We start from the raw sequence: 10961 nt of genomic DNA, 5'->3' as shown, positions 1-10961 counted from the left end.
CGCCGACGTCGAGCAGGCGGTCGATCGGTCGCGTCGCGTGGGCGAGCCCCGCGGCCAGCGCCTCACCGTTCGCCGGCGGCATGACGCGGTCGTACAGGGGGGCCACCCGGTCGAAGAAGCGGACGTCGCCGAGGCCGTACATGGTCGCTCTCGGCGGCGGAGCCACTTAACAGGCCGCGGGGGCGCCGCTCCGTATTTATCCGAACGGGCCGTAGCGCGAGCATGGAGTACGCGCTCGTCGGCGATCCGGGCTCCGGGGCGACCCTGCGGCTGGACTACCGCGCGTTCGCCTACGCCGGCAAGTTCGTCGTGGGCAAGCCCGGGAAGGCCGTCCTCCGGACGCCCGACGGCTCGCCGGCGGTCCCGCGGTGGGAGCCGGAGGAGCCGCTGCCGCCGACCGTCGAGGCGAGCGCGTTCGACGACGACGTGGTCGCCGCGGTCTCCTTCTCGCCCGACCGGACCGACCCCGCCTGCTGCCGTCTCCGGTACGTCACCGTCCACGTCGCCCGCCGAGGCGAGGGGATCGGCCCGCGGCTCGTGGACCGGACCGTCTCGCGGCTCGCGGCGGACGGCTACGACCGGGTGCGGATCGCCGTGAACAACCCGTTCGCCTACGCGGCGCTCTACAAGTCCGGCTTCGCGTACACGGGCGATCGGACCGGGCTCGCCGAGCTGGAGCTGGAGCGCCCGGCGACCGAGCCGGCCCCGGAGAGCGACGGTGACGGGGAGCGGTACCGGGCCGGGCTCCGGGCGTTCCGCGAGGACGACCGCGAGCTCGACCCCCGCGAGCGGCGGTTCATCGCGGAGCGACTCGGAGAGGAGCCGGAGTCAGGGTGACCGACCGGCTCAGTTCAGCGCCCAGATCCCGTAGTTGAGCGCGGTCGCGAAACAGACCCACGCGAGGTAGGGGACGAGCAGGAGCGCGGCCCGGCGGTCGACGCGGTCGAAGGCGAGGATCGTCGCGGCGACGAGCGGGAGGAGCGCGACGAGCACGGCGAGCCCGAGGTCTGGGCGTTCGAGCCCCCAGAAGACGGGCGACCACGCGACGTTGACGCCGAGCTGGACGGCGAACAGGCCGAGCGCGGTCCGGGCGTCGCGAGCGATTCGGGCGTCGCGGGCGTCGCGGCCACGGAGGTAGACGAGCGCCGCGGCGGCGCCGAGCAGCGCGTACAGTATCGGCCAGACCACGCCGAACGCCCACCCGGGCGGGTAGTACGCCGGCAGCGCGAGCTCGGCGAACCACGCGCTCTCGGTGGCGGTGAAGGGGACGCCGACCGCCCCGATCAGGTTGACCGCGACGGCGGCGGCGACGATCAGGAGGGCGTCCCGGCGGTCCGGCAGCCGGGATCGGGCGGCGGTTGCCATGGGTCCGTGTACGCGGCTGATCGGTTTAAATCACGCCGCCGGCTACCCGCTAAATCACGCCGCCTACCCGCCGCCGATCGCGTCGTAGTCCTCGCGGAACGTCTCCAGCGTCGCCGCGAGCACGCCGATGACGATGGGGCCGACGAACAGCCCGGTGAACCCGACCGAGTAGATCCCGCCGAACACGCCGAGGAGGATCACCGCGGGGTTCAGGTGCGCCTGCTGGTCGATGACGATCGGCCGGGCGTAGTTGTCCACCAGCGCGATGACGAACACCCCGTACAGCGCGAGCAACACCCCGGCCGTGACCTTGTCGACGACGACGAGGTACGCCGCGGCCGGCCCCCAGACGAAGAACGCCCCGATCAGCGGCAGCAGCGCGAGCACGGCCATGACGAACGTCCAGAAGACGACGTTCGGGACGCCGGCCGCCCACAGGCCGACGCCGGCGACCAGCGCCTGCAGCAGCGCCACGGCGATGTGTCCGATCACCACGCCGCGGGTCATCGCGTCGACGCGGTCGACGAGGTCGGCGGTGACCTCCGCGGGAAGCGGGCTCGTGTCCCGGATCCAGCCCACGAACGCCGGTCCGTCAAGCAGCGTGTAGTAGACGAGAAACAGCGCCAGAGAGAGGCCGACGGACGCCCGAAGCGCCGTGGTGACGACCCCGCTGACCCCGCCGAACAGCGTCTCGACAAGGAGCTGTCCGGCCATCGCGAGCACCTCGCCGACGTCGATCTCCCGGCCGGTGAGCACCGCGAGCTCGGCCTCGATGGCGCTCACGTCGATCTCCGTGTTCCCGCGGGCGATCTCGGTGAGGTCCCGGATGAAAACCCACGAGATGTACGCGAGCGGAATGATGACGGCGACGACGGACGCGAGGATGAGCGAGATGCCCGAGAGCATGCGGCCGAGCCGGGTCGACACCGACTCCCGCACGTGGCCCGCGAGGCGGTCCCGAAGCCATCTCGAGAGCCGCACGTGGAACGGGTAGAGGACGTACGCGAGGATCGCCGACGCGACCACGTACTCGACGAACGGGAGGATGACGAACAGCGTCAACAGCGCGACGATACCGATGAGGAGGAGGAGAAACGATTGACCGCGGTTCATGTCGCCCGCTCTCGCCGCCGAAGTATAAACGTGGGCGGCTCTCGGGGCGACCGGCTTCGTTACGCGCTCGCCTCGTCCTCGTCGAGCCCGGGCGCGGCCGACGGGTCGACGTCCTCGGGCTCCTCGGCCCCCCCGCCGACGACCGTCTCGCCGTCGTCGGTATGGACGTACACGTCGTCGGCGAAGCCGGCGAGCGCGTTCTCGTACTCCGCGGTCTCCAGCCGCTCGGGCGTCTCGGGGGCGACGGAGACGCCCTCGATCGGCCGGAAGTCACCGAGCGGGTCGTCGATCGTGATCCCGTGCTCGGTGAAGAACTCCTCGTAGCGTCGGTAATGTTCCTCTAACTCGTCGCCCGGGATCTCCATCATCTCCGTCCAGCCGTGGTTGAAGAAGTCGAAGTTGGCCTGGACGTGCGTGATCTCGCGGGCCTCGGCCTCCGGGAAGCCGGTCTCTAAGCCGGCGACGTAGGTGTCCATCGTCGCGTCGAAGAAGTCGTCGAGGTGCTCGCGGCGCTCCTCCCGGCGCTGTTCGTCGGCCTTGTTCAGGAAGATGCTCGTGTGGAGGTCGACCAGCTTGTCGTTCGCGACGTCGCCGACGACCGGCGTCGTCAACGCCTTCTTGGCGGCCCAGTGGCGGATGTTCTGCCGGATCTTCATACGTCTCGTTAGGTCGGCACGTCCTTGAATCTGTGGCGCCTCGGCCGCGACGGACCGCGGTCGCGGCGGCGGTCCACCGCCGCACGGACCGACGCAATTGTTATTGCATAGTAAGCACAATATTGCGGTGTGATGAACGCGAACGAGACCGACGACTGGGCGCGGCGGATCGAACGGGAGCGTCGCGCGAAAGAGGAGCAGTTCCGGGAGTCGGCGCGGTCGCCGCTGCCGATCGAGATGCGCGGCGACGCGTTCCCCGGGCTCTCGTTCTACGACCCCGATCCGGCGTATCGCTTCGTGCTCCCGCTCCACGAGCACGACGAGACGGAGACGATATCCGTCGAGACCACCGCGGACGGCGAGCAGACGTACCGCAGATGGGGGGAGTTCAGGTTCGAGCTCGACGGCGACGCGCACTCGCTACAGGCGTACCGTCCGACCGACGGCTCGGACCGGTTCTGGGTCCCCTTCCGCGACGACACCAACGGCGAGGAGACGTACGGAGCGGGGCGCTACCTCGACCTCATGCCCGACCGCGACCGCGTCGACGGGGAGTGGACGCTCGACTTCAACGTCGCGTACAACCCCACGTGCGCGTACAACCACGCGTACGAGTGTCCGCTGACGCCGACGGAGAACTGGCTCGACGCTCGGATCGAGGCGGGCGAGCGCGATTTCCCCGCCGAACCCGCCGGTGGCGGCGACCACGGCGGTGAATAAGTCCGACCGCGGCCCCGAGCGCAAGTGTATCACGGGTATCAGTGCGGATGGCAACCCACATTAACCCCGAATCCGAACGCCCGCACATGAGCGATTCGTACGTGATCGTCGGGGACGGTATCGCGGGTGCGTCCGCGGCCGAGACGCTGCGCGAGCAAGCGCCTGACGCCGAGATCACGGTTCTCACCGACGAGGGAGAGTCCCTCTACAACCGGATCCTGATCAAAGAGTACGCGAAGGGGAAGCTCCCCGAGGCGCCGATCTCGATCCACCAAGAGGAATGGTACGACGAGCACGACGTCGACCTCCGGCTCAACACCGTCGTCGTCGACATCGACGTGGAGAACGACGCGGTCCACACCCACGAGGGCGAGACGTTCGAGTACGACTCCCTCCTGCTCGCGATCGGCGGCACCCCCCAGCAGCTCCCCGTCGAGAACGCGGACGCGGACGGGATCCACCACTTCTGGACGTTCCAGGACGCTCGGCGGATCAAAGAGAGCGTCGAGGGCGCCGAGCGGGCTGTCATCGTCGGTGCGGGGCTCCTCGGGATCGACTTCGCGGCCATCTGCGGCGCGCAGGATGTCGAGGCGAAGTACCTGATGCGCGGCGACTGCTGGTGGCGCTACGCGCTCTCCGAGGAGGGCGCGTCGATCATGCACGACGCGATGCGCGAGCGCGGCGTCGAGCCCGTCTTCGGCTCCGGCGTCGATCACTTCGAGGTCGACGACGACGGCCACGTCGAGGCCGCAGTTGACCCGAACGGCGAGCGCTACGAGTGCGACTTCGCGGGCGTCGCGATCGGCCTGAACTTCAACACCGAGATCGTCGAGCAGACCCCGCTGGAGACGGACAACGGCATCGCCGTCGACGAGTACATGCGAACCAACGTCGACAACGTGTTCGCGGCCGGCGACATCACCACGTTCAACGATCTGGTCCTCGGCGAGCAGGGGAAGAACGGCTCGTGGGGCTCGGCGAAGGAGCAGGGAACGATCGCCGCCCGCAACATGCTCGACTACGGCAGCGAGGCGTTCGAGTGGGTCTCCTCGTACTCGATCACCCACTTCGACTTCCCGTTCCTCTCGTTCGGCCACCCGACCATCGGCGACGACTCGGTCGAGGCGACCACGGCCGAGGGCGAGTGGCGCCGCGTGGCCCTCAAGGACGGCAAGGTCGTCGGCGGCGTCCTCATCGGCGACCTCTCCCCGCAGTCCGCGTTCAAACAGCTCATGCGCGAGGGCCGCGACGTGAGCGATCAGACGGATCTCCTCATGGAGCCCGGCTTCTCCGTCGACGACCTGGCGGCGACGACCGAGCAGTAACGCGGGACGCTCGCCCCCGATCCGTCCGTTTCTCCGGTCGCTCCGTTTACGCTCGTTCGACCCGCTCGCTCGGAACCGACGCAACGTTTATGATTAATCGTGACATGCGTTATCGTATGCCACTCCGAGAGACGGGGCGACGGCTTCGGCTCCGGCGGACCGGCTGGATCCCGCCGGGTGCTCGCGTGCGTCACTACGACGAACTCGGCGAGGACGCACAGATCCTCGTGCGGAAGCTCGCCGGGCGACCGAGAACGGCGCCGGAACACGGCGACCTCGACGACGGCGACTTCGTGAAGTTCACCGACTACTACCAGGTTCGCACGCGCTGAGGGTCGGAGAGGCGACGTCGGTCCCCCGCGAACGCCACCCCCGAAGCGAAGTTGTTTTCGCTCGCCGCGCGAACACGGATCCATGGACAGTGGCGGATCTACCGACATGACGCTCGCGTTCGAGCTGGAGGCGCTGAAGACGCTCGCGGACCCCAACGACGTGTTCAACAACGCCCGGCAGTGGACGGAGTACGTCGGCGTGGTCAGCGAGAAGCCGACGTACGTCGTCACCAACTTCACGCGCAAACACCGCGTTCGCCAGGACTTCTTCTCGGGCCCGCGCGGCGTCGAGGAGAGCCTGGAGAACATCGCCGGCCAGTTCGACACGGACCGGCACGTGTTCGTCGGCGTCGACGACGAGGACGAGGCGGTCGCCGAGGCCACCGGCTGGGAGTTCCTCCACGTCGAGGACGCGGCCCAGGCCGCGGGGTGGATCCTCGCGGCGGACGAGCCGGACGAGGAGGAGGCGCCCGAGGAGTCGTCGCGGGACGACTGGCCCTAGGTCGGTCCGATAGCGCGCGAATCGGGCGACCGCCGCGTCCGGGGGGCGGAGGTGGTGGTGTTTTCACCGTCGCCGGGAAACGTGGTGCCATGAGCGACGCGCACGACCACGGCGAGGGCGAAGCGGACCACGGACAGGGCGGCGACAGCGGAGAGGACGCGGACGGCGGCCGCGGGGAAGACGGCGACCGCGGCCACGACCACCACCACGACGACGGAGACCACCACGACGACGGAGACCACCACCACGATGACGACCGCGGCCACGACCATCACCACCACGACGCCGAGTCGGTCGAGGTCGCGGTCGTGACGGTGTCGTCCTCGCGCTCGCTCGACGAGGACCCGTCCGGCGACCACGTCGCCGCCGCGTTCGAGGACGCGGGCCACGAGGTCGCCGTCCGCGAGCTGGTCCCGGACGAGTACGACAGCGTGCAGGGGACCGTAGACCGATTGGCCCGCCGGAAGGACGCCGACGTCGTCGTCACCACCGGCGGCACCGGCGTGACGCCGGACGACGTGACGCCGGAGGCGGTCGACGGCCTCTTCGCGAAGAAGCTCCCCGGCTTCGGCGAGCTGTTCCGCCGGCGCTCGGAGGCCGAGGTCGGGACGCGGACCATCGGGTCGCGGGCGACGGCCGGGATCGTCTCCGCCACGCCCGTCTTCTGTCTCCCCGGCTCCGAGAACGCGGTCCGGCTCGGCGTCGACGAGATAATCCTCCCGGAGGTCGGCCACCTCGTCGGGCTCGCCGGACGCGACGCGGACGACGAAGACGACGAGGAGGAGACGGAGGGCGACGCCGGCACCGAAGAGGAGACGGAGGGCGACCGCGAGGCGAGCGGGGAGTCGGCGGACGAGGAAGCGAAGTAGGGCCCGCGTCGCCGCGCGGTCTCGACGTCCGCCTCAGACGGCTTCGAGGAAGTTCCGGATCAGGTCGTGGCCGGCCGCGGTCAACACGCTCTCCGGGTGGAACTGCACGGCCTCGATCGGGTGCTCGCGGTGGCGGATCCCCATCACGATCTCGTCGTCCTCGTGGTCCGTCGTCGCCGTCACCGCGAAGGCGTCGGGGACCGCCGTGGCGGCCAGCGAGTGGTACCGCCCGGCGCGGAACCCCTGGTCGAGCCCGGCGAACACCCCCTCGCCGTCGTGATCCACCGGGAACGCCTTGCCGTGGATCGGCTCCGGCGCGTGACCGACGGTCCCGCCGTACTCGTACACGGCGGCCTCTAGGCCGAGACAGACGCCGAGCGTCGGGACCTCGGGCGAGAGCTCCCGGAGCACGGCCGTCGTCACGCCCACGTCGCGCTCGTTCTTCGGGTGACCAGGGCCGGGGCTGACGATAACCGCGTCCGGGCCGGCGTCGCGGATCGCCGCCAGCGACGCGGTGTTCTTGAACACCTCGACGTCGATCGGCTCCGGGTCCCCGCTCGCGTCGTCCTCGCCGTCGAGCGTCTGATCGGAGACGTACTCGACGAGGTTATAGGTGAACGAGTCGAAGTTGTCGACGACGACGACGTTCATTCGTCGACCTCCGCCCCGGCGGGGAGGAGGTCGTCCGCGGGCGACTCCTCGTCCCGGATCCGGTCGATCGCGGTCAGCACGCCGTCCATCTTCTGCTCGGTCTCCTCGTACTCGGCGGCCGGATCGGAGTCGGCGACGAGCCCGGCGCCGGCCCGGACGGTCACGGCGGCCTCGTCCGGACCGCTCGCGCCCGCCGGCGACTCGTCGAGCGTCGCGGTCCGGATCACGATGGCGAAGTCCGCGTCGCCGGTCCACGCGTAGTAGCCGACGCCGCCACCGTACGCCTCCCGCGGCGTGGTCTCTAACTCCTCGATGATCTCCATCGCGCGCACCTTCGGCGCCCCCGTGAGCGTGCCGGCCGGGAACGTCGCGCGCGTGGCGTCGAAGGCGTCGGCGTCGGCCGCCATCGTCCCCGTGACGGTCGACTCGATGTGCTGGACGTGGCTGTACTTCAGCACGTTCATGAACTCCTCGACGCGGACCGATCCCGCCTCCGAGACGCGCCGGACGTCGTTGCGCGCGAGGTCGACGAGCATCGTGTGCTCCGCGCGCTCCTTCGCGTCGGCGAGCATCTCGCCGGCGAGCCGGCGGTCCTCGACCGGGCTCGTCCCGCGGGGACAGGTGCCCGCGATGGGGTTCGAGACGATCCGGTCGCCCTGCACCGACACCAGCGTCTCCGGGCTCGCGCCGACGATGCTCCGGTCGTCGTGGCGCAGCACGTACATGTACGGCGAGGGGTTCACCTCGCGGAGCGCCGCGTACAGCCCCAGCGAGTCTACCTCGCCGCGGAGCTCCCGGCTCCGCGAGATCACGCCCTGGTAGATGTCGCCGTCGAGGACGTGGCGCTTCGCGGTCCGGACCGCCTCCTCGTACGCCTCGCGTGGGTCCGCGGACTCCGCGTCGACTCGGATCCCGTCGGGCTCCGGCGGCGCGGCCTCACGGAGCTCGGCGCTCACCCGCTCCGCCTCGGCGACGAGGTCGTCGTACACCGCCGCCGGGTCGTCGTCGACACCGATGACCGGCGTGAAGACGAGCTCGGCGCTCCCCTCCTTCTCGTCGAAGACGACCGTGCGGGTCGTGAGCGCGAACTCGGCGTCCGGGAACTCGGTCTCGGGGCGCTCGACGCCGACCTCCTCCAGCCAGAGGTCGTAGACGGCCTCGTACGCGAGGAAGCCGACGAACCCGCCGGAGAGGATCTGCCGGTCGGTGTCGGGGAACCCGCGCAGGCTCACATCGGGGAACGCCGCGCGGATCCGGTCGACCGCGTCGCCCGCGCCGGGGCCGATCTCTTTCTCAGATCCGTCCCCGACGAACTCCGCCGCCGGCCCGAGCCGGGTCACCTCGGTGCGGTCGGGGTGGACGGAGACGATCGCCTCGGGGTCGTAGCCGACGAACGAGTAGCGGGCGTGCCGGTCGGCCTTCCCGCCCGACGTGAACGCGCCGTCGGGGTCGCTGGAGGCGACCTTCTCGCCGGACTCCAGGAGGAACCCGTACGGCCCGTCGCCGACGAGGGTCGCGTACGCCGCGAGCGGGGTCACGTCGGCGTCGAGCGCCGCGGACGCCCGGACGACGACCGGCTTCTCCGCGTCGGCGGCGAGCTCGACGAACGCGGCCTTCGAGCGGTCGAGCGGGGAGCCGTCGTCGCTCATGCGAGCTCCATCTCCCGGCCCGCGTTGGCGACGAACCGGGCCACCGCGTTGTGGTCCTTCCGCCCGTCCGCCAGCTCGACGCCGGAGGCGACGTCGACGGCGTACGGGTCGGCGACGCGGACGGCCTCGGCGACGTTGTCGGCCGTGAGCCCGCCCGCGAGCACGACCGGCGACGTGAGCCGGGCCGCCAGCTCGCCCGTCTTCGCCCAGTCGTGGGCCTCGCCGGTGCCGCCGGCGCCGGAGTCGTCGGTCGAGTCGATCACGAGCGCGTCGGCGACCGCGTCGAACTCCTCGGCGCGGGCCGGGTCGTCGGCGTCGACGGCGAGCAGCACCTTCCGCTCCGTCTCCGCGCGGATGTACCGGATCTCGTCGGGCGTCCACTCGCCGTGGAGCTGAATCGCGTCCGGACCGACCGTCCGCAGGAGCTCGACCGCGCGCTCGGCGGAGTCGGGCATCGTGACCAGCGTCGCCGTGACGAACGGCGGGACGTCCGCGAGCAGCTCCGCCGCCGTCGCCGAGTCGACCTCGCGCCCGGAGTCGACCGGCACCTCCGAGATCACGCCGACCGCGTCCGCGCCCGCGTCGACCGCGGCCCGGAGGTCCGCGGCGTCCGTGAGCCCGCAGATCTTCACCCGGGCCATCAGTCGTCGCCCTCCGAGCCGGCGGTCGTCGCCTCCTCGGCGTCGTCCGCCGGGGTCGCCGCTCCCTCCGCGATCCCGTCGTCGCCGCACAGCGCCGCGAACTTCTCGGCGGCCGCGCCGGAGTCGATCGCCTCGGCGGCCCGCTCGACGCCCGCCGCGAGCGTGTCGGCCTCGCCGGCGACGTAGATCGCCGCCCCCGCGTTCGCGAGGATCAGGTCGCGCTTCGGCCCCGTGACGGAGCCGTCGACGATCCCCCGCAGGTCGGCCGCGTTCTCCGCCGGCGTCCCGCCCGAGACGTCCTCGATCGGGGCGCGGTCGAGCCCGAGGTCCTCCGGCGCGATCGTGAACTCGGTCACCTCGTCGCCGACGACCTCGGCGGCGACCGTCTCGTCGTGGATCCCGATCTCGTCCATCCCCGCGCCGTGGACCACCAGCGCGTGCTCGACGGGCATGCGCGCGAGCGACCGGGCGATCGTCCCGACGAGGTCGGGGTCGTAGACGCCGAGCACCTGCGCGTCGGCGCCGGCGGGGTTGGTGAGCGGGCCGAGCACGTTGAATATCGTCCGCATCCCGAGCTCCTTGCGCGGGCCGATCACGGCCTTCATCGCCGGGTGGAAGACGGGCGCGAGCATGAAGCCGATCCCGTCGGCCTCGATGGCGTCCTCGACCGCCGGCGGCTCGGCCTCGACGTCGGCGCCCGCGACCTCCAGCACGTCGGCGCTCCCGGAGGAGGAGGAGACGGAGTAGTTGCCGTGCTTGGCGACCGGGACGCCCGCGCCCGCGGCGACGATCGCGGCGGTCGTCGAGACGTTGATCGTGTCGTAGTCGTCGCCGCCCGTCCCGCAGGTGTCGACGAGCGGCTCGCGGGCCGGCTCGATCGTGCGGGCGGCGTCGCGCATCCCCTGCGCGAAGCCGGCGATCTCGGCCTCGGTCTCGCCCTTCGCCCGGAGGGCGGCGAGGAGGGCGCCGATCTGCGCCTCCGTGGCCTCCTCGAAGACCAGCCGCGCGGCCTCGCGCGACTCCTCGACAGTCAGATCCGTCCCGTCCGTCACGCGTTCGACCGTGTCGTTGATATCCATAGTGCTCACCGATGTATTACTTCGCGTTGTGATGTACAAGTCTGTACACCGATTTAACG

Annotated in this window: 13 protein-coding genes and 1 pseudogene; 6 read left to right on the top strand and 8 right to left on the bottom strand. The window is 70.8% G+C overall.

The annotated features are described in order from the left end of the window. A pseudogene (locus DJ75_RS18930) lies at positions 1–142 on the bottom strand (methyltransferase type 11); the annotation flags it as partial. 80 nt (positions 143–222) lie between these two features. Between DJ75_RS18930 and DJ75_RS01125 the strand changes: the two are divergent. Further along, the gene (locus DJ75_RS01125; protein WP_094522040.1) at positions 223–837 is read left to right on the top strand and encodes a GNAT family N-acetyltransferase; all 615 of its coding nucleotides are present in this window, start codon (positions 223–225) and stop codon (positions 835–837) included. A gap of 9 nt (positions 838–846) precedes the next feature. Here DJ75_RS01125 and DJ75_RS01120 read toward each other — a convergent pair whose 3' ends face one another. The 3 genes from DJ75_RS01120 to DJ75_RS01110 form a co-directional block, all read right to left on the bottom strand. Beyond that, a complete protein-coding gene (locus DJ75_RS01120; RefSeq protein ID WP_094522039.1) occupies positions 847–1365 on the bottom strand; it encodes a TspO/MBR family protein in 519 nt (172 codons plus the stop codon). Positions 1366–1428: 63 nt separating this feature from the next. After that, positions 1429–2478 (bottom strand): AI-2E family transporter, encoded by a 1050-nt coding sequence (locus DJ75_RS01115; protein WP_094522038.1) that lies wholly within the window; start codon positions 2476–2478, stop codon positions 1429–1431. Positions 2479–2537: 59 nt separating this feature from the next. After that, a complete protein-coding gene (locus DJ75_RS01110; protein WP_094522037.1) occupies positions 2538–3134 on the bottom strand; it encodes a DUF6149 family protein in 597 nt (198 codons plus the stop codon). A gap of 132 nt (positions 3135–3266) precedes the next feature. On the opposite strand from DJ75_RS01110, the gene DJ75_RS01105 reads away from it, so the two are divergent. From DJ75_RS01105 to DJ75_RS01085, 5 genes are all read left to right on the top strand, one after another. Next, complete coding sequence (locus DJ75_RS01105; protein ID WP_094522036.1) at positions 3267–3854, top strand: DUF1684 domain-containing protein; 588 nt, start codon at positions 3267–3269, stop codon at positions 3852–3854. Between the two features lie 86 nt (positions 3855–3940). Beyond that, positions 3941–5179: an NAD(P)/FAD-dependent oxidoreductase gene (locus tag DJ75_RS01100; RefSeq protein ID WP_094522035.1), complete on the top strand. Its 1239-nt coding sequence runs from the start codon at positions 3941–3943 to the stop codon at positions 5177–5179. Positions 5180–5295: 116 nt separating this feature from the next. After that, positions 5296–5511 (top strand): hypothetical protein, encoded by a 216-nt coding sequence (locus tag DJ75_RS01095; RefSeq protein WP_094522034.1) that lies wholly within the window; start codon positions 5296–5298, stop codon positions 5509–5511. An 82-nt stretch (positions 5512–5593) separates the two neighbouring features. Next, the gene (locus DJ75_RS01090) at positions 5594–6013 is read left to right on the top strand and encodes a hypothetical protein (RefSeq protein ID WP_094522033.1); all 420 of its coding nucleotides are present in this window, start codon (positions 5594–5596) and stop codon (positions 6011–6013) included. An 89-nt stretch (positions 6014–6102) separates the two neighbouring features. Then, positions 6103–6882, top strand: a complete 780-nt coding sequence (locus tag DJ75_RS01085) for a molybdenum cofactor biosynthesis protein B (protein ID WP_094522032.1) — start codon at positions 6103–6105, stop codon at positions 6880–6882. Positions 6883–6915: 33 nt separating this feature from the next. On the opposite strand, the gene trpG is transcribed toward DJ75_RS01085, so the two are convergent. The 4 genes from trpG to trpD are packed head-to-tail and all read right to left on the bottom strand — an operon-like array spanning position 6916 to position 10902. Then, a complete protein-coding gene (gene trpG, locus DJ75_RS01080) occupies positions 6916–7533 on the bottom strand; it encodes an anthranilate synthase component II (protein ID WP_094522031.1) in 618 nt (205 codons plus the stop codon). Continuing rightward, entirely contained in the window at positions 7530–9182 is a 1653-nt protein-coding gene (trpE, locus tag DJ75_RS01075; RefSeq protein ID WP_094522030.1) for an anthranilate synthase component I, read from the bottom strand. The genes trpG and trpE overlap by 4 nt, the downstream gene beginning before the upstream one ends. Next, complete coding sequence (locus DJ75_RS01070) at positions 9179–9823, bottom strand: phosphoribosylanthranilate isomerase (RefSeq protein WP_094522029.1); 645 nt, start codon at positions 9821–9823, stop codon at positions 9179–9181. Before DJ75_RS01070 ends, trpE begins: the two co-directional genes overlap by 4 nt. After that, positions 9823–10902 (bottom strand): anthranilate phosphoribosyltransferase, encoded by a 1080-nt coding sequence (gene trpD / locus DJ75_RS01065; RefSeq protein WP_094522028.1) that lies wholly within the window; start codon positions 10900–10902, stop codon positions 9823–9825. The genes DJ75_RS01070 and trpD overlap by 1 nt, the downstream gene beginning before the upstream one ends. Positions 10903–10961: the final 59 nt, after the last annotated feature.

It is taken from the genome of Halorubrum sp. Eb13 (genome assembly GCF_002252895.1).
Lineage (GTDB): Archaea > Halobacteriota > Halobacteria > Halobacteriales > Haloferacaceae > Halorubrum.
Note: the sequence above shows the minus strand (reverse complement) of the source record. Positions and strands in the feature narration are given on the sequence as shown.